This is a genomic window from uncultured Oscillibacter sp., assembly GCF_900544955.1.
GTDB lineage: Bacteria > Bacillota > Clostridia > Oscillospirales > Oscillospiraceae > Oscillibacter.
In genome coordinates this window covers 1-19450 of sequence record NZ_UQXD01000008.1, presented here as the reverse complement: position 1 = coordinate 19450, position 19450 = coordinate 1, and the positions used below count along the sequence as shown (strand labels likewise).

General features: G+C 64.7%; 14 protein-coding genes. 1 reads left to right on the top strand and 13 read right to left on the bottom strand.

Annotation, left to right across the window (positions count from 1 at the left end; translation table 11 throughout):
* Positions 1-31 precede the first annotated feature (31 nt).
* From QZS21_RS03300 to QZS21_RS03240, 13 genes are all read right to left on the bottom strand, one after another.
* The gene (locus tag QZS21_RS03300; protein WP_295580262.1) at positions 32-2344 is read right to left on the bottom strand and encodes an S-layer homology domain-containing protein; all 2313 of its coding nucleotides are present in this window, start codon (positions 2342-2344) and stop codon (positions 32-34) included.
* A gap of 15 nt (positions 2345-2359) precedes the next feature.
* On the bottom strand, positions 2360-3613 hold the full coding sequence (locus tag QZS21_RS03295) for an ABC transporter permease (protein WP_295580257.1): 1254 nt from the start codon (positions 3611-3613) through the stop codon (positions 2360-2362).
* On the bottom strand, positions 3610-4305 hold the full coding sequence (locus tag QZS21_RS03290) for an ABC transporter ATP-binding protein (RefSeq protein ID WP_295580252.1): 696 nt from the start codon (positions 4303-4305) through the stop codon (positions 3610-3612). The genes QZS21_RS03295 and QZS21_RS03290 overlap by 4 nt, the downstream gene beginning before the upstream one ends.
* Before the next feature lie 9 nt (positions 4306-4314).
* A complete protein-coding gene (locus QZS21_RS03285; protein ID WP_295580248.1) occupies positions 4315-5997 on the bottom strand; it encodes an HlyD family efflux transporter periplasmic adaptor subunit in 1683 nt (560 codons plus the stop codon).
* Positions 5998-6223: 226 nt separating this feature from the next.
* Positions 6224-8191: a TRAP transporter permease gene (locus QZS21_RS03280; RefSeq protein ID WP_295580246.1), complete on the bottom strand. Its 1968-nt coding sequence runs from the start codon at positions 8189-8191 to the stop codon at positions 6224-6226.
* 148 nt (positions 8192-8339) lie between these two features.
* The gene (locus QZS21_RS03275; protein ID WP_295580244.1) at positions 8340-9302 is read right to left on the bottom strand and encodes a TAXI family TRAP transporter solute-binding subunit; all 963 of its coding nucleotides are present in this window, start codon (positions 9300-9302) and stop codon (positions 8340-8342) included.
* A 269-nt stretch (positions 9303-9571) separates the two neighbouring features.
* The gene (locus tag QZS21_RS03270; protein WP_295580242.1) at positions 9572-12988 is read right to left on the bottom strand and encodes a pyruvate carboxylase; all 3417 of its coding nucleotides are present in this window, start codon (positions 12986-12988) and stop codon (positions 9572-9574) included.
* A 240-nt stretch (positions 12989-13228) separates the two neighbouring features.
* The gene (gene thrS / locus QZS21_RS03265; protein WP_295580240.1) at positions 13229-14989 is read right to left on the bottom strand and encodes a threonine--tRNA ligase; all 1761 of its coding nucleotides are present in this window, start codon (positions 14987-14989) and stop codon (positions 13229-13231) included.
* A gap of 330 nt (positions 14990-15319) precedes the next feature.
* Complete coding sequence (locus QZS21_RS03260; protein ID WP_295580238.1) at positions 15320-15535, bottom strand: hypothetical protein; 216 nt, start codon at positions 15533-15535, stop codon at positions 15320-15322.
* A gap of 2 nt (positions 15536-15537) precedes the next feature.
* The gene (locus QZS21_RS03255; protein WP_295580236.1) at positions 15538-15882 is read right to left on the bottom strand and encodes a hypothetical protein; all 345 of its coding nucleotides are present in this window, start codon (positions 15880-15882) and stop codon (positions 15538-15540) included.
* Between the two features lie 32 nt (positions 15883-15914).
* A complete protein-coding gene (locus QZS21_RS03250) occupies positions 15915-16280 on the bottom strand; it encodes a DUF1294 domain-containing protein (RefSeq protein WP_295580234.1) in 366 nt (121 codons plus the stop codon).
* 57 nt (positions 16281-16337) lie between these two features.
* A complete protein-coding gene (locus QZS21_RS03245; RefSeq protein WP_295580232.1) occupies positions 16338-17276 on the bottom strand; it encodes a pseudouridine-5'-phosphate glycosidase in 939 nt (312 codons plus the stop codon).
* Positions 17277-17326: 50 nt separating this feature from the next.
* Positions 17327-18412: a PfkB family carbohydrate kinase gene (locus tag QZS21_RS03240; RefSeq protein ID WP_295580230.1), complete on the bottom strand. Its 1086-nt coding sequence runs from the start codon at positions 18410-18412 to the stop codon at positions 17327-17329.
* 201 nt (positions 18413-18613) lie between these two features.
* Between QZS21_RS03240 and QZS21_RS03235 the strand changes: the two genes are divergently transcribed.
* The gene (locus QZS21_RS03235; RefSeq protein WP_295580229.1) at positions 18614-19414 is read left to right on the top strand and encodes a hypothetical protein; all 801 of its coding nucleotides are present in this window, start codon (positions 18614-18616) and stop codon (positions 19412-19414) included.
* The last annotated feature ends 36 nt before the right edge of the window (positions 19415-19450 follow it).

Here is a 19450-nt window from a genome sequence, read left to right as displayed (position 1 = left end):
GAAAGTCCGAATCTTTTTTTGCCGCTTTGGCTCAGTGCTTCACCTCAATGACCCGCACCACGCCGTCGGACACATAGACATCCGCCGTATCCGCGTAGGCATGGGCCTCGCTGAGGGTGATCCAGGTGCCGGAGTCCGCGTTGTAGCAGGGCACGTCGTCGCTCACCGTGTAGCCCCGGCCGCCGATGGTGACCAGGCCCTGGCCGTTCCAGGCGCTGTTGGAGACGTTCTGCATCCGCGTCAGCTTATCCAGGCTCACCAGCAAATCGTTCTTGAGCTCCATGCCCACATAGTCGCCGGAGGAGACCAGGGAATCGGTGGCGATGGAGGGAGAGCGCATGCCGTTGCCGTACTCCACGGCAATGCCCCGCTTATAGGAGCCGTTCACGCCGTCCTCTTTCCGCTCGTTCTCGCCTGCGTCGTCGTTCCAGACCCAGTTGCCGTCCTTGTCCTTGTAACCGTTCTTGCCCTCCACATGGTCGGCGTAGGGGCCGCAGCCCGACTTCCAGGACCAGGTGTTCTCCGTAATGACCACCCGGCCGAAGTACAAGGTGTCGCTCTTGAGGCTGCCGCTGAGCACGATCAGGTCCACCTCTCCGGCCCAGTTGGTCCGGGCGTAGGTGATCTGCGTGGAGGGGATGATGCCGCTGCTCAACTGGGACAGCGCCACGTCCTCGCCGCCGCGGAAGACCATCACGCCGCCGCTGAGGGCGATGCTGCCCAGCTTCCGGGCGGTCACGTTCAGGTCGCCGCTGGGGCCGCCGGTGAGGCGGGAGAGGACCACGCCGTTCTTGCCGGCAGTGATCCGCACCACCTGCCCCTTGAAGCTGGAGGCGTTGGTGGCGGAGAGTTCAATTTTGGCGGTGCCGCACAGCATCTGCACGGTGCCGCTGTCGGACACGATGCCCACCGCGTTGCCCCGGGCGGCGCTGCCGCTGGCCTCCACGGCCCCGGCCACCTGGCCGCCGTCCGTCAGGAGGAGGGTCATCTGGTCGCCGGGCTTGAAGTTGGAGAGGCTGTCCTTGGCCGTGGGCAGGACGTCAAACTCCCGGCCCATGGCGGTGATGGTCTCCGGCTCCTTGGGGTTGGGGTAGCACTTCTCGTAGTACACCGTCACCCGGGTGTCGCAGACCCGGATGGAGTTGGTGGAGGCGGAGTACACGGCCACGTCGTACTTGCGCAGATCGCCCAGGGTGGCGGGGGCGCCGTTTTTGTAGATGGCATAGTTCCCCGCGCCGCTGGTGAGGCTGTCGAAGCCCGCGCCGGAGTAGTCCTCATAGACCACCACCGCCGCAGAGGCGTCTCCGCCGCCGCCGATGAACACATAGTCCACGCTGCCGGCGCCGTCCAGATACAGCGTCACCATGGTCCCGGCGTGGACCCAGCTGGCGGCGCTGCCCCAGGTGGTCTCCTCGCCGTTGTAGAAGGTCTTGGTGCCGCTCTTGACGGTGTACTTCACGCCGTTGCTGTCGGTGATCTGGGTGGCGGTGCTGGAGGCCAGCGTCACCGTCCGGGTGGCCTCCACGGCGTCCGGCACAAAGGTCACGGCCTTGCCGTCCCCGTTCACCACCAGGGTGCCCCGGCTGCCGTTGAGCATGCCGTTGGAGGTCTTGCCGGAGGCCAGCTGGTACACGCTGCCGTCCGCCGTCTGAAGGGCGTTGTTCCGCCCGTCGCTGCCGGTGGCGGTGGCGGAGACCAGCATGGTGTTGGCCATGGGCGTGCCCAGGGTGGCCAGGTAGCTGCCGCCCTCCCGCTTATCCGCCCGGAGCAGGTTCAAAAACAGCCGGGCCGCGGCGCCCCGGGTCAGGGGGACGTTGCCGTTGGTGCCCACCCCGTCGGTGAGGCCGGCGGTGGCGCCCACGGCCATGTAGCTGTCCGGCCACACGCCGCCCACGTTCTCATCCTTGTACTCCAGCAGGCGCAGCAGAATCGTGACGGCTTGGCCCACCGTCACGGTCCGGTCCGGATGGAAGTTGCCGTCGGGGTAGCCGGCGATGATGCCCTTGCCCTTGGCGGCCATGTTGATATAGCCCGCCGCCCAGTGGGAGGGCTTCACGTCCGGGAAGACGGTGACGGTGCGGTAGAGCCCCAGCTCGTTCTCCCCCGCCATGGCGTACACCGCCATTTTGCAGAACTGGGCCCGGTTCAGCACCGCGTCGGGGCGGAAGCTGCCGTCGCCGTAGCCGTCCACCACGCCCATCAGCCGCAGCGTCTCCACCGCCGTGGCGGTGGTCCGGTCGGAGACGTCGGCAAACGTCACCGTCTCAGCGGCAAGCGCCGGCAGCGGCAGCATGGCAACCGCCATGCACACCGCCGTCAGCCAGGTTAACATCCGTTTTCTCATACACTCTTCTCCTTCTCAATCCGCCCGCAGCGCTTCCACAGGCTGGAGCTTGGACGCCTTGGCCGCGGGGTAGATGCCGAACACGATGCCCAGCACCACCGACAGCAAAAACGCGCCCGCCGTGATGGCGGCGGATGGCCAGATATCCATATGTACCAGCAGCAGGCCCGCCAGCCGCGTGACCACGGTGCCCACGGCGATGCCGATGATGCCGCCGATGCCGCAGAGCATGGCCGCCTCAATGAGGAACTGGGTGACGATGGAGCTCCGCTCGGCGCCGATGGCCCGGCGGATGCCGATCTCCCGGGTCCGCTCCGTGACGGTCACCAGCATGATGTTCATGATGCCGATGCCGCCCACCAGCAGGCTGATGGCGGCGATGCCGCCCAGGACCATGCTCATCATGGCGGACTGCTCGTTGATGGAGTTCTGCCACTGGTTGTTGCTGTACGCATTGCCCCAGCCCCGCTCCTGGTTGTTGGTCAGGCCGGTGAGGAAGCTGTTGAGGCGGGAGACCGCCTCATCCGTGGCCTCGCTGGACGCGGCCTTCACCACGAATTCGCTGATGGTGTTTCCGGGGCTCAGCAGGCGGCTGGCGGTATAGGGGAACACGATCAGATTGTCCTGGGAATAGGGGCTGTCCGGGTCCTTCTCAGCGTACGTGCCCACCACCTTGTAGGGATAGCCGTTTACCAGCAGATCCTGGCCCACCGGGTCCGCGTAGCCGAAGAAGTTCCGGGCGGCCCGGGCGCCCAGCACACAGACCTGGTTGTACTTCTGGATGTCCAGGAAGCTCAGGTCCCGTCCCCGCTCCAATTGGAAGTTGTTGCAGACGGCGTACTGGTCGCTGCCGTAGTACAGGTCGGGCGGCAGCTCCAGGTCGGTGCGCACCGTGCCGTCGCTGCTGTTCCAGAGCATCTCCTGGTTTTTCTCCATGGCCTTGCTGCTCTTGGTGCCGTACACCACGGTGGCGTTGGCGTAGCCCGAGGGCGTCACGCCCAGCACCAGGTCCCTTCCCAGCCCGTTGCAGTAGTTGTAGAGGTCCTGAAAGCTGTCCCGCCCGTCGAACATGTACAGCGAGACGTCGATCCGGTTGGTGCCCATGGCCTCAAACTGCTTCAAAGACTGCTGGTTCTGCCCGTTGACCACCGAGACGATGGTCATGACGGAGGCGATGCCGATGATGATGCCCAGCATCGTGAGGAAGGACCGGCCCTTTTTGCCCAGAATGGATTTCCACGCCATTTTCATGGCCTGCCGGATATTCACAGCCAGTCCACCTCCTGTTCCTGGTCCTGGACGATCTTCCCGTCCTGCAGCCGGACGCACCGGCGGGCGGTGGCGGCGATGCCGTTGTCGTGGGTGATGAGGATGACGGTGCTGCCCTCCTTGTTGAGCTGCTGCAAAAATTGCAGCACCTCGTGGCCGGTGTGGGAGTCCAGCGCGCCGGTGGGCTCGTCGGCCATGATGATGGGGGGCTTGGTGGCGATGGCCCGGGCGATGGCCACCCGCTGCTGCTGGCCGCCGGACATCTCCGGAGGCCGGTGCTTCGTGCGGCCCGCCAGCCCCACCCGCTCCAGCGCGTCCAGGGCCATGTCGCGGCGGTCGTCGGCGCCGATGCCCTGGTAGATCAGGGGCAGCTCCACATTCTCCAGAACCGTCAGGGACTGGATCAGGTTGTACTGCTGAAAGATGAAGCCGATCTGCTTGTTGCGGATGTGGGAGAGCTCCTTGTCGCTGAGCTCCCGGACGTCGGTGCCGTCCAGGAAGTAGTCCCCCCGGGTGGGGATGTCCAGGCAGCCCAGCACGTTCATCATGGTGGACTTGCCGGAGCCGGACTGGCCCACAATGGCCACGAACTCCCCCCGGTCGATGGACAGGCTCACGCCGTCCAGCGCCCGGACCTCGCTCTCCAGTCCCTCGCCGTAAATTTTATAGACGTCCTTGATCTGTATCAGCATGGCGTCCCCTTACCAATTGACGGTGGTCTGGGCGGTGGTGAAGACCTCCATACCCTCTTCCACCCCGGTCTTGATCTCCACATTGTAGTCGTCGGAGATGCCGATCTCCACAACCACCGGCCAGAAGCCCTTCTCCGGCACGCCGTCCACCGGCACGGCCAGGTCCACGGCGTTGTCCGGCCGGGCGTCCGCCTTCACAAAGACCACGCTGGCGGAGGTACCGTCCTCCAGAGGCACGGATTTCACGCTCTGGATGGGAAGCACCAGGCAATTGTCGTTCTCGCTGGCGGTCAGGGTGTAGTTCACGTAGCTGCCGGTCATCATCGTGCCGTCGCTGTTGTCCACCGTGATGACCATGGGATAGCTGGCCACGCCGTTTTCCGCCTTGGAGTTCAGGCTGACGGACTCCACCGTGCCCATGAAGGAGTTGCCCCACTGGTCGATGCTGACCATCATGCCCGCCTTCACATAGCTGACGTTCCGCTCGTCCACCGTGGCGTCCACGGTGATGGTGGAGGTGTCCGCAATGGTGATGACGGCGGTGTTGGCCTCCACCTCCTGGCCCTGCTGGAGCATCAGCCCGATCACCGTGCCGTCGATGGGGGCCACGGCGTTGCAGTTGTCCAGGTTCTTCTGGGCGGTCTCCAGGGTCTTGCGGGCATCCTCCAGGCTCTGCTCCACGGTGAAAATCTCGCTCTCGCTGTCCTCGCCGTCGATGCGGACCAGCACCTGGCCCTGGGACACCTGGAGGTAGTCCACCAGGTCGCTGGAGATGACGGTGCCGTTGACGGTGGACTTCAAATCGCCGGTGCGGTAGTACTCCAGCTTGCCCGGCTCATAGGGATAGACGGTCTCGCCGTTGACGGTGACGGTGGCGGAGGCCATCATCTCCGCGGTGAGGGCCCCGTCGTTCTTGATGAGAATGTCGGCGGAGAAGAGCTTGGACCCCTCCGGGGTGATGCGGCTGACCATATGGACCGCCTCCACCGTGCCGGGGATGGAGGTCATCAGGGCGGGAACGGAGACGTTGACGGTCTGACCCGCCTTCAGGTCCCCGGCGTAGGCGTAGCTGTAATACTGCTCCAGCCGCAGCCGGGTGTCGTCCGCCAGGGTGGCCACCTTCTGGTCCTTGGAGATGGTGTCCCCCGGGTTCAGGGTGACGCACTCCATCAGCTTGCCGGGATACCCCGCCGCCAGGTTCAGCCCGGCAATGTCCTTGTACAGGGTGTTGAGCTGCTTTTCATAGCCCTCCACGTCCTTGCGGGCCTTGTCCACGGCGGTGCGGGCCGCCTCGGACTCGATGACGAACAGGGGCGTGCCGGCGGTGACCTGCTGCCCCTCCGCCACCAGCACGTCCAGGACGGTGCCGGAGGTGGTGAGGGTGATGGTCTCGCTGTTCTTGGACTTGGTGAGGCCGCTGCCCTCCACGGTGGAGGTGATGGACCCGTACTGGACGATATCCGTCACCACCTGGGCCTGGGCCTCCCCCTTGCCCCCCAGAAGCTTGGCGAGAATGACAACCGCCGCCAGCACCACCAGCAAGAGAATGGTCCAGCGGATGATCTTCCGCCGCTTCTTCCGGGGCATGGCCTTCCATTTTGCGCCCAGAGACGGCTTCTCAGGGGCCGCCTCAGGCGCCGCGGCCTCCGCCTGCTCACCGGCCAGGCCCTCGTGTTCCATGACTTCAGACATGATTGCTTCTCCTTCTTCTCGGTTATCCCATATGTAAACTGTATGAACTATGCTAGTACAGCCATCCGCGCAAAGCAACAACAAAATGATTACAAATTCCGGCGATTCGGATGCAGGGGCTGCACATTTACTATATAGACGGCTCAGAACGGCAAATGGTTCCTGGAAGATGCGTCCAGGTGAAAAAAATGCCGCTCCCCGAAGGGGGGAGCGGCAGAGGGCGCGGTCAGTCCGCCTGGGCGCGGCGCCGGGCGGCGGCGCGCTGGAAGAGGACGATGCCGCCCACCACAACCAGGCCCGTCACATCGCTCCAGACGCCGGGGATCATCATCCCCAGGCCGCCGGCGGCCAGCAGCAGCCGGAAGATGGGATTGATCTTGCAGTACAGGAAGCCGTTGAGTGCCGCCGCCACGCCGAAGAGGCCGATAAGGGCGCTGATGACGATCTGCACCACCTCGAACCACTGGGTGTTCACCAGCAGCATGGCGGGGTTCAGGGCGAAGATGTAGGGCACGATGAAGGCCGCGATGGCCAGCTTTGTGGCGTTAAAGGCCGTTTTCATAGGCGGCGCCTTGGCGATGGCACTGCCGGCGTAGGCCGCCAGGGCCACCGGCGGGGTAATGTCCGCCACGATGCCGAAGTAGAACACGAAGAAGTGGGCCGCCATGATGGGGATGCCGATGGCCTCGTTGGTCAGGATGGGGGCGCAGGTGGCGGCCATGATGCAGTAATTGGCGGTGGTGGGCACACCCATGCCCAGCACGATGCAGCACAGCATGGTCAGCACCAGGGCGATCATCTTCTGTCCGCCGGAGACGGAGACAATGGCGGTGATGAGCTTGGAGGCCAGGCCGGTGGAGGTGATGCACCCGGCCACAATGCCCGCCATGGCGCAGGCCACGGCCACGGTGATGGCACCCTTGCTGCCGGCCTCCAGCGCGTCCACAAACTTGCCGAAGGTCAGCTTCTCCTCCTTGTAGAACAGGCCGTTCAAGAGACCCACGATGATGGTCACCAGAATGGCGATGGCGGCGGAGTAGGCCATGGAGCGGGTGCTGGTGGACACCAGCACCACCAGCACCACCAGCGGCAGCAGCAGGTAGATCTTCTTCACCAGGTGGCGGAACTGGGGCAGCTCCTCCCGGGGGATGCCCCGCAGGCCCAGCTTCCGGGCCTCCAGGTGGACGGCGATGTAGATGCCGGTGAAGTACAGCACGGCGGGCAGAATGGCCGTGAGGGCCACCTGGGCGTAGCTGATACCCATGTACTCCGCCATCAGGAAGGCGGCGGCGCCCATGATGGGGGGCATGATCTGGCCGCCGGTGGAGGCGGCGGCCTCCACGGCGCCGGCGAACTCGCCCTTGTACCCGGTCCGCTTCATCATGGGGATGGTGACGGAGCCGGTGGTGACGGTGTTGCCCACGGAGGAGCCGGACACCATGCCGCACAGGGCGGAGGAGATGACCGCCACCTTGGCGGGGCCGCCGGCGGAGGCGCCGGCCAGGGAGTTGGCCAGGTTGATGAAGAAGTTGGAGATACCGGTCCGCTCCAGGAAGGCGCCGAAGATGATGAACACCACGATGTACTTGGCGCACACGTCGATGGGGGTGTTCATGATGCCGGTCTTGGCGTAGTAGAGGTCGTAGATGACCTTGCCGAAGCGGGTGGTGTAGAAGGTGTAGACCAGCAGCAGCCCCACCACCACCAGGATGGGCAGCCCCACGCTGCGGCGGCACAGCTCCATCAGCGCCAGAATGGCCATCACCGCCATGGCCACCATCAGCAGATTGTCGGTGATCTTGGTGGCCTGGTCCACGATGGACTTGGCGTTGAAGGTGTAGAACAGCAAAGATCCGGCGCCCAGGACCATGATGGCGATGTCGTACCAGGGCATGTAGTTCACCCGGGTGGTGTTCTTCCGGGCGGGGTAGGTCAGGTAGCCGATCACCAGGATCAGCGCCAAAAAGGCGGTGAGGGTGATCTCCTTCATGCCCCGGAAGGTAAGGGTGATGACGATGCAGTAGACCGAGAACAGGGCCATCAGGACCCGGATCACGGTTTTGGGCGTGCCCTCCCAGATGCGGGTGTTGGACTCCCGGTCGTATTTTTTCATGACGGCTTCCACGTCCGCCGCCGTGCCGACGCCGGTATCCTCCGCCGCCTCCGGCTTCAGGCTTTTTTTCCAAAAGCTCATGTGCGTTTTCTCTCTCCCTTACTCCGTAGTTTTTCTGCGGCGTGCATGCCTCCCCAGCCGGCGGCAGGGGGACGCATCCGCCCCGCAAAACGGTTTGAGACTGCGGCGGGCTCCGCCCGCCGCAGTCTGTGGCTCGTCTTGGTGCCGGTTACTTCGCGGGGACTTCCAGGCCCTTCTCAGAGAAGTACTTGGCCGCGCCGGGATGGTAGGGCACGGACTTCACGCTGGCGGCAAAGTCCAGGCTCAGCTCGGCGCCCTTGGCGTGGGAGTTGGTGATGGTCTCCAGGTTCTCGAAGATGCCGGAGACCACGTTGTACACGTCGTCCTCGGACACGTCGTCCCGGGCGATGACCACGGCGCCCACCGCCACGGTGGTGGCGTCGGCGGCCATGCCGTAGGTGTCGGCGGTGATGACGTACTTGCTGTAGTAGGGGGAGGAGGCGATCAGGGCGTCGATGTGCGCGTCGTCCAGGCTCACCAGGTACACGTCCTTGGTGGCGGCCAGGGAGGTGATGGCGGTGGTGGGAGCGCCGGCCACCACGAAGGCGGCGTCGATCTTGCCGTCCTGGAGGCTCTCGGCGCTGGTGCCGAAGGACTCATACACGGGGTTGATGTCCTTCTCCACGTCCAGGCCGTAGGCGCCCAGCACGTCCACGGCGTTGTAGAACACGCCGGAGCCGGCGTCGCCCACGGAGACGGTCTTCCCCGCCAGGTCCGCCACGCTCTGGATGGAGGGATCCAGGGTCACGATCTGCACCTGCTCCATGTACAGCGCGGCCACCGTGGAGAAGCCCTCCACCTTGCCGCTCTCGGCGAAGAGGTTGGTGCCCTCATAGGCGTAGCTCATCACGTCGGACTGGACGAAGCCCAGCTGGGCGTCGCCGCTCTCCATGGCCTCGATGTTGGCCTGGGAGCCGCCGGAGGTGATGGCGGTGACGGTGGTATCGGTGGCGTTGCTGATCTGCCCGGCCAGCACGCTGCCAAAGCCGTAATAGGTGCCCTGGTCGCCGCCGGTGGTGAACTTCAGCTCACTCTTCTTGCTGCCGCCGCAGCCGGCCAGCACACTGGCCATCATCAGGGCGGCCATCAGCAAAGACAAATACTTTTTCATGATGTTACATCCTCTTTTCCTCTTGTTTTTCCGCTTGGCTATCAAAGTTTACTTGCATATCATACAGGATTGCCCGTCATTTTTCAAGTATTATTTTTCCTGTATCCGATGGTTTCTGCAAGTCCCTGAATCGCAGCTTGCATTTCTGCCCGGGGGTTCCCCCCTTCAGGCGCCCCGGAGGGCCGGGGAGGCGGTATTGTGCATAAAACTTCCCCCGGCGTCCCGGCCCGGATTTGGCCATAACGCCGGGGGAACCGGTCCTCTTCCGGTTACTGGATGGTCAGCAGCAGCTGGCCGCCCTTCACGGTGTCGCCCTCCCGGACCTCCACGGAGGCCACGGTGCCGCCCATCCGGGCGGTGACGGCGGTCTCCATCTTCATGGCCTCGATGGTCACCAGGGTGTCGTTCTTCTCCACCCGGTCGCCGGGTTTCACGTTGACCTTGCTGACGGCGCCGGGGATGGAGGCGCCCACCTGGCTCTTGTCCTCCGGGTCCGCCATGGGCACCTTGACAATGTTCTTCTGGGCCGCCTCGTCGGGCACCTGCACGTCCCGGCGGATGCCGTTGAGCTCAAAGCTGACGGTGCGCATGCCCTCGCTGTCCACCTCGCCCAGGCCCAGGTACTTGATGACGAGGGTCTTGCCGTCGGCGATGTTGACCTTGTTGGTCTCCCCCACCGCCAGGCCGTGGAAGAACACGTGGCTGCCCAGGCGCATGATATAGCCGTACTCCTTCCGGCTCTTCACAAACTCCTCCACCACCTTGGGGTACAGGCAGTAGCTGAGCACCGCCCGCCAGGAGGGGTCCGGGTCGAAGGCGGCCATCTTCCGCTTCATCTCCTCAAAGTCCACCGGCTCCAGCAGCTCGCCGGGGCGGCAGGTGATAGGGGTCTTGCCCTTCAGCACCACCCGCTGGAGGTCCTTGGGGAAGCCGCCGGCGGGCTGGCCCATCATGCCGGAGAAGTAGCTGACGGCGGAATCCGGGAAGGCCAGGCTCTCCCCCTTCTCCACGATGTTCTCCGGCGTCAGGCCGTTCTGGGTCATGAAGATGGCCAGATCCCCCACCATCTTGCTGGAGGGCGTCACCTTCACGATGTCCCCCAGCATGTCGTTGACCTTGCGGTAGTTCTCCCGCACCTCCTGGAAGCGGCTGCCCAGGCCCAGGGACTCCACCTGGGGCTTGAGGTTGGTGTACTGGCCGCCGGGAATCTCATAGCGGTAGATGTCGGTGGAGGAGCACTGGATGCCCGCCTCGAAGGAGTCGTAGCGCTTGCGCACGTCCTCCCAGTAGTCCGTCAGGCTCTGGAGGCGCTGGAGGTCCAGTCCGGTGTCCCGCTCCGTGCCCTGGAGGGCCGCCGCCACGGCGTTGAGGGAGGGCTGGCTGGTGAGGCCCGCCATGGAGCTGATGGCGCAGTCCACCACGTCCACCCCGGCCTCCGCCGCCATCAGGTAGGCGGCCACCTGGTTGCCGGAGGTGTCGTGGGTGTGGAGCTGGACGGGAATGCCGATCTCCTGCTTCAGCTCCGCCACCAGCTTCTTGGCGGCGTAGGGCTTCAGCACGCCGGACATGTCCTTGATGCACAGCATGTGGGCGCCCCGGCGCTCCAGCTCCTTGGCCAGGTTCACATAGTACGTCAGGGGGTATTTGTCCCGCTTGGGGTCCAGGATGTCGCCGGTGTAGCAAATGGTGGCCTGGCAGATCTTGTTCTGCTGGAGCACCTCGTCCATGGCCACCTCCATGCCCGGCAGCCAGTTCAGGGAGTCGAACACCCGGAACACGTCGATGCCGGACCGGGCGGCCTCCTTGATGAACTCCCGGATCACGTTGTCCGGATAGTTGGTGTAGCCCACGGCGTTGGCGCCCCGGAGGAGCATTTGCAGCAGGAGGTTGGGGGCCTTCTGACGGATCAGGTCCAGCCGCTCCCAGGGGGACTCGTGGAGGAAGCGGTAGGCCACGTCGAAGGTGGCGCCGCCCCAGCACTCCAGGGAGAAGGCGTCCGCCAGAATCTCGCTGGTGGCGTCCATGCCCTTCACGATGTCCCGGGTGCGGACCCGGGTGGCCAGGAGGGACTGGTGGGCGTCCCGGCAGGTGGTGTCGGTGATGAGGAGCTTCTTCTGGTCCTTCACCCAGTCCGCCACGGCCTTGGGGCCCTTGGCGTCCAGCAGCTGCTTGAGCCCGTCGGGCCGCTGGCCGGTGACGGGGGGGAAGCGGGGCGCGTCGTAGAACTTGTGGCCCTCCCGCTCCTTCACCACGATGTTGCCGATATATTTCAGCATCTTGGTGGCCCGGTCCTGGCTCTCGTCCAGCTGGAACAGCTCCGGGGTCTCGTCGATGAACTTGGTGTGGCAGTTCCCCGCCATGAAGACAGGGTTTTTCAGGATGTTGGTGATGAAGGCGATGTTGGTCTTGACCCCCCGGACGTGGACCTCGTTGATGGCCCGGGCCGCCTTGCGGCAGACCCCCGGGAAGGTGTTGTCCCAGGTGGTGATTTTCACCAGCAGCGAGTCGTAGTAGGGGGAGATGACGGCGCCGGTGTAGGCGTTGCCGCCGTCCAGCCGGATGCCGAAGCCGCCGGCGGAGCGGTAGGCGGTGATCTTGCCGGTGTCGGGGGCGAAATTGTTGGCCGGGTCCTCGGTGGTGACGCGGCACTGGATGGCGTAGCCGTTCAGCCGGACGTCCGCCTGGCTGGTGATGCCGATGTCCGGGTCGCTGAGGGGGCGGCCCTCCGCAATGAGAATCTGGGAGCGCACCAGGTCCACGCCCGTCACCATCTCCGTGACGGTGTGCTCCACCTGGATGCGGGGGTTCATCTCGATGAAGTAGTGGTGCCCCTCCCGGTCCACCAGGAACTCCAGGGTGCCGGCGTTCACATAGCCCACCTGCCTGGCGATCTTCACCGCGTCATCGTACAGCGCCTGGCGCACCTCCTGGGCCACGGAGAAGGCGGGGGTGAACTCCACCACCTTCTGATACCGCCGCTGGAGGGAGCAGTCCCGCTCGAAGAGGTGGACCACATTCCCCTGCTCGTCGCCCAGGACCTGCACCTCGATGTGCTTGGGCTCCACCAGGAACTTCTCCATGAAGATGTCGTCGTTGCCGAAGGCCTTCTTGGCCTCCGCCTTCACCAGGTCGAAGTTGACGCCCACCTCCTCCACGGTGTCGCACCGGCGCATGCCCCGCCCGCCGCCGCCGGCGGCGGCCTTCAAAATCACGGGGAAGCCGAATTCCTGGGCCAGGCGCTGGGCCTCCGCCCGGCTCTTCAGCGGCTCGGTGGTGCCCGGCGTGGTGGGCACGCCGCACTCCACCGCCATCTGCTTGGCGGAGAGCTTGTCGCCCATCAGGTCCAGCACCCGGGAGCTGGGGCCGATGAACTGGATGCCCGCCTCCTCGCAGGCCCGGGCAAAGTCCCCGTTCTCGCTGAGGAAGCCGTAGCCGGGGTGGATGGCGTCGGCGCCGTGCTTGCGGGCCAGCTGGATGATGCGGGGAATGTTCAGATAGGCCCCCAGGGGGCTCTCGTTTTCACCAATGAGATAGGATTCGTCGGCAGCGGTTCGGAACGCGCTGTACATGTCCTCGTTGGAGTAGATGGCGATGGTCTGGAGCCCCAGATCGTGGCAGGCCCGGAAGATGCGCATGGCGATCTCCCCCCGGTTGGCCACCAGTACCTTCTTAAATGTCTTGCTCATAGGATATCCTCCTCTTTCCGCGGGATGATACGTTCCCTTGTTCTACATAGTATACTCCCCGGAATTTGCCGGATGCAATGGCTTCTGCCACCGGATTTGCAAATTCGGATAAGCCTCCAGTTTTTTTGCGTAAATTTAGTTATCCATTTGTCTATTTAAGCAGGACTAATGTCCGTCATCAGCGGCCACTCCCGGGCAAAAAGCCGCCGGGGCATCCCCCGGCGGCTTGGCTCTTTGCTCTTATTTGCGCTCCTTGGCGTCCACTTCCGCCCGCAGCAGCGCGGCGAAGGCGTCCAGCCCCATGGCGCCCAGGTCCTCGCCGGAGCGGTGCCGGACGGAGACGGTCTGGTTCTCCACGTCCCGGTCGCCCATCACCAGCATATAGGGAATCTTCTCCAGCTGGGCCTCCCGGATCTTCTTGCCGATCTTCTCGTTGCGGTAGTCCACCTCCACCCGGAAGCCCAGGGCGTCCAGGCGGGCGGCGGTCTCCTTGGCGTAACCGGCGGCCCGGTCCGTGATGGGCAGCACCTTCACCTGGACGGGGTTCAGCCAGGCGGGGAAGGCGCCGGCGAAATGCTCGGTGATGACGCCGATGAACCGCTCGATGGAGCCCAGCACCACCCGGTGAATCATGACGGGGCGGTGCTTCTGCCCGTCCTCGCCCACGTACTCCAGGTCGAACCGCTCCGGCATCTGCATATCCAATTGGATGGTGCCGCACTGCCAGGTCCGGCCCAGGGAGTCCGCCAGGTGGAAGTCCAGCTTGGGGCCGTAGAAGGCGCCGTCGCCCTCGTTGATGACGTAGGTCTTGCCCATGTGCTCAATGGCCCGCTTCAGGGTCTCGGTGGCGAAGTCCCAGGTCTCCTTCTCGCCGATGTGGTCCTCGGGCATGGTGGAGACCTCGATCTGATAGCTGAGGCCGAAGACGGAGTACACCTCGTCAAACAGCCGCACCACATTTTGAATCTCCGCCTCCATCTGGTCCCAGGTCATGAAGATGTGGGCGTCGTCCTGGGTGAAGCAGCGCACCCGGAACAGCCCGTGGAGGGCGCCGGAGAGCTCGTGGCGGTGGACCAGGCCCAGCTCCGCCATCCGCAGGGGCAGGTCCCGGTAGGAGTGGGGCTCGGTCTTGTACACCAGCATGCCGCCGGGGCAGTTCATGGGCTTCACCGCGTAGTCCTCGCCGTCGATGACGGTGGTGTACATGTTGTCCTTATAGTGGTCCCAGTGGCCGCTGCGGTGCCACAGCTCCTGGTTGAGGATGATGGGGGTGGCGATCTCCACGTAGCCGTACTTCTTGTGGACCTGGCGCCAGTAGTCCAGCAGGGTATTGCGCAGCACCATGCCCTTGGGCAGGAAGAAGGGGAAGCCGGGGCCCTCCTCCATCAGGGTGAACAGACCCAGCTCCTTGCCCAGTCTCCGGTGGTCCCGGCGCTTGGCCTCCTCCAGCCGCTCCAGATAGGCGTCCAGCTCCTCCTTCTTGGGGAAGGCCACGCCGTAGATGCGCTGGAGGGTCTCCCGGTTGGAGTCGCCCCGCCAGTAGGCGGCGTTGCAGGCGGTGAGCTTGATGCCGTTGCCCTTGATGCGGCCGGTGGAGTCCAGGTGGGGGCCGGCGCACAGGTCGGTGAACTCCCCCTGGGTGTAGAAGGAGATGCGGGCGTCCTCGGGCAGGTCCCGAATCAGCTCCACCTTGTAGGGCTCGCCCCTCTCCTCCATGAACCGGACGGCCTCCGCCCGGGGCAGCTCGAACCGCTCCAGCTTCAGCTTCTCCTTGCAGATCTTCCGCATCTCCGCCTCGATCTTCTCCATGTGCTCCGGGGTGAAGGCGAAGGGGGCGTCCATGTCGTAGTAGAAGCCGTTGTCGATGGAGGGGCCAATGGCCAGCTTCACCTCCGGCCACAGCCGCTTCACGGCCTGGGCCAGGACGTGGGAGCAGGTGTGCCAATAGGTCTTGCGGTAGGTCTCGTTTTCAAAGGTATACTGGTTGTTTTCGTCCGCCATGTTGATTCCTCCTTGTATTGAGGGGCAGAAAAAAATCCCACCCCTGACGGTATCAGGGGTGAGATACGGCATGCGTATTCCACGGTTCCACCCTGCTTGCGCCCCTGCGGGCGCCGCTCGTGTCCTCTGTAACGGGAGGTCCCGTCCCAGCCTACATATCGGTGGGCGGCTCCAAGGCGGTGACTGGTCCCGGGAGGGGGCAAACGCCGCTTCCAGCCATAGGCGGCCTCTCTCTGGTGTCTTTCCCGGGCAGTGTCCTTTTCGATGCCTTTTTTCATTCCGTTAGATCATATCACCTGGATTTGTCCCTGTCAAGGGGACAGTTTCCCGTTACTCCTCGTCTTCGTCCTCGTCCTCGTCTAACCGGATGCAGTCCGTCTCCGGCCATTTCATATACTGGTCCTCGCACCAGAGCTGGGCCTCCCGCAGGGTGCTCGCCGCCTGGCCGTAATTGCGGCCCTCCAGCTCATCCTGGGCATCCAGCAGCGCGTTGAACAGGTGGATGTACATTTTTTTGTACATGGGTTGAAAGACGTCCTTCGGCATGGCTATATCCTCCTAATGCGATTCTGACCAAAAGCGATGGCTTCATCATCGGTCAACACAATTTTGCCGTGTTCTTCCTCAAAATTCCGAACACTCCGTTTTATGAACTGCTCAATTTCCTTATTTGCAGATCGTCCCTCCGATTCTGCAATATAACGAAATTTTGCAAAAAGCGTGCGGTTCACGCGCAATGTGTATCTCAAAATGTCATCCACGATATGTTCACCACCCTGAAACCATCTATGTTCTCCCCTATTGTACTGATTTTTTTGTTCCATAACAAAAATGGTGGCACAGTGGTGAAAATGCGGTGAACAAAATTTTTCAAAAGAGGATAAAATACCCATAAAAAGGACCGCCTTCCGGCGGTCCTTTTTCCCTATCGTATGAAATTCCAGTACACGTACAGCCCCAGCCCCAGGAGCGTCTCCCCGATCAAAATCGCCGGGATGCCATAGCGGAAGCTCCTGTGCAGCGTCTTGTGATGGAACACCCGCATCCCCAGCAGCGCCCCCGCGCCGCCCCCCAGGGCCGCCAGCAGAAACAGCGTCTTCTCCGGCACCCGCCGCACGCGCTCCCGCCGCTCCTTCCGCTTGGCCTTCCACTTGTCCAGGCCGAACACCAGAAACGCCGCCAGGTTCACCAGCGCCAGCCACGCCGCCAGCAGCCCCCAGGGGGAGCCCACCGCGGCAAACAGCACGGTGGGCCCGGAGGCCTCCGGCAGATACAGGGTCTTTTCGTTCATCGTCATGCACTCCCGCAAAAAAGACTGGCCGGGGTCCGCCCCGGCCAGTCCAGTTTATCAGATGGTTCCGCCTTTGGCAAGGGCCGCCAGCTCCCCGGCGGTCTGGGCCGCCAGGCGGGCATTGTTGTACACCAATTGGATGTTGCTGGCAAGGGAGTCCCCGCCGGTCAAATCCTTGATTTTCGCCAGCAGGAAGGGGGTGGTCTCCTTGCCGTGGATGCCCAGCGCCCCGGCCTCCGCCACCGCCGCGTCGATGGCCCGGCTGATGACGTCCGCATCCATGGAGTATTCCTCCGGGATGGGGTTGGTCACCAGCATACCCCCGCCCAGGCCCAGGTCCTGCTGGACGAAGAAGGCCCTGGCCAGCTCCCGGGGGGTGTCCATGCGGTAGTCCACCCGGAAGCCGCTGCTCCGGGTGTAGAAGGCGGGCAGCTCCTCCGTGCCGTAGCCGATGACCGGCACGCCGTGGGTCTCCAGATACTCCAGGGTCAGCCCCAGGTCCAGGATGGACTTGGCCCCGGCGCACACCACCATGACGGGGGTGCGGGCCAGCTCCTCCAGGTCGGCGGAGATGTCCATGGTGGTCTCCGCCCCCCGGTGGACGCCGCCGATGCCGCCGGTGGCGAACACGGAGATGCCCGCCATGTGGGCGATCATCATGGTGGTGGTGACGGTGGTGGCGCCGTCCGCCCCCCGGGCCGCCAGCACCGCCAGGTCCCGGCGGCTGGCCTTGGCCACGGCGGTGCCGGTCCGGCCCAGGTAGTCGATCTCCTCGGGGCTGAGGCCCGCCTTCAGCCGCCCGCCGATGACGGCGATGGTGGCGGGCACGGCGCCGTTTTCCCGGACGATCCGCTCCACGTTCAGGGCCGTCTCCACGTTCTGGGGATAGGGCATGCCGTGGGAGATGATGGTGGATTCCAGCGCCACCACGGGGCGGCCCTCCTCCAGCGCCCGGCGCACCTCCGGCGCAACGTCCAAATAGTTCTGCAAAGCCATACTGTCTTCCTCCGCTTGTTTGATATGGTTCCGGCGACGGGCCTCCGCCCTCACAGGGCCAGGCCCGCCCGGGTTTTCAGGATGTCCGCGCTCATGGCGGGGTTGATGGTCTCCCGCCCCTCCATGGCGACGGCGCTGGCCGCCAGCCCCGCCCGGGCGGTGCCGGCGAGGTCCGTGCCCTGGAGATAGGCCCAGGCGATGGCGGCCATGAAGGCGTCCCCGCAGCCGGTGGTGTTCACCATCTCCGCCTCCAGCACCGGCAGGTGGACCTCCCCGCTGTGGTCCGCGGCGAACACGCCCTCCGCCCCCAGGGAGATGAACACCCGCCGCAGCCCCGTGTCCAGCAGGGTCTGCGCCGCCCGGCGGAGGCTCTGCCCGTCGGTGATGGGGACGCCGGAGAGCAGCTCCGCCTCCATGCGGTTGGGCTTGAGGGTGTGGAGCCTGCCCAGCACGGGCCGCAGCTTCCCCGCCTTGGCGGTGGACACCGGGTCGGCGAAGAGGGGGGCCGGGCAGTTCTCCGCCAGGTACCGGATGCTCTCCTCGGGGATGTTGGTGTCCAGCACCACCGCCTGGCTGGCCCCCAGCAGCTTCTGCCGCTGGGCCAGGACCTGGGGCGTCAGGTGGCGGTAGATGTCCATGTCGCTGACCGCCAGGGCCATGTCCCCCCGCCGGTCGTTGATGAAGAGGTAGGTGGAGGTCCGCCCGCCGGGGACCACCGGGGACTGGGAGATGTCGATGCCCAGTTCCCCGCAGCTGGCGGCGATCTTCTGGGCGTTCAGATCGTCCCCGAACACCGTCAGCAGCCGGGTGTCCACCCCCAGCAGCGCCAGGTTGTGGGCGATGTTCCGCCCCACGCCCCCCAGGCTCATCCGCACCGTGCCGGGGTTGGAGTCCCGGGGCACCGGGTCCTCCCCCGGCTGGCCGCCGATGTCCATGTTCACGCCCCCCACCACGGTGACGTAGGGCGCCGTGTGGACAATGTAGCCCTTGCCGGTGATGTAGCCCTTTTTCATCAGGTTGGAGATGTGCACCGCCACGGAGGAGCGGGTGATGCCCGCCTTGTCCGCCAGCTCCTGCTGGGAGATGAGGGGATTCTCCTCAATCCAGTTCAGCAGCTGCCGCTCCCGCTGGGTCATGGAACCGCCTCCTTCTAAGCAAAAGTTAGCATTTGTAATCTTGTGCTTATCATACCCCATTTCCGCCAAAAGTCAAGTCCCCGCCGCAAAAAATCCGCCGGGTTTCAACCGCCTGTCCCTTCTCCGCCGGTGGAAAAAATGCCCTGAAAGGGAACCAAACCGCCTCCCCTGCCGACTAACCGGGTAGAGGAGGCGGTTTTTATGAAAAAATGGTGTCTATTCTTAAGTGTATCTCTCTGTCTCTGCCTGCTGGCGTCCTGCGGGGCGGCGGGCAGCGATCCCGCCCCCGGCGGCGCGCCGCCGGAAGCGCCCCCGTCCGGCGGGGAGGTTTCTCCGTCCGAGGCGTCAACGGTCTGCCGCATCGTCTCCGGCGCGGCGGAGGGCCATCTCCTGCTGGCGGAGCTGGACGGCCCCGGGGTGTACCGCCTGGCCTGGGAATCGGAGGACCTGCGGGACGGGGCGCTGGTGGAGGTGGGCTACAACGGCAACATCCAGGAGACCTTCCCCGCCCAGTTGGGGGATGTCTCCTCCGTGACGGCCCTCTCCTGGGGCTTTGACGACCGGTGCCGCCTGTACCTGGATGTGCTGGCGGACCTGTGGGCGGTGGACGAGGGCCTGAACGCGGACGTCACCCAGGTGGGAGTGGACCTGTCCCAGACCAGCCTCCCGGAGAGCGAGCGGGCGGCGGTGGCCTGGGCCTTCGGCGAGGCCCACGGCGCCCTCCCGATCCAGGGGACCTACGAGGAGCTGGTGCAGCAGGGGTACATCACCGGCGAGCCCCTGGAGGGCACCGACGCCCTGTTCTACAGCTGGGCGGACGGCTGCCTCTTCTCCATCGCGGAGCAGCCCATGGAGGGTTCCTACTCCCTGCTCCCCGTCACCTTCGACGCGGAGAAGTGGCGCAGCGGCCTGGGGGCCTATTTCCTCCTCGACTGCACCGCCCTCCAGTCCGCCGACGGGTCCTGGGGGGACTACACCGTGGGGAGCGAGGCCATCGCATAGCGCATGAAGTCCCCGCAAACCGGCGGGCCGCCTCCT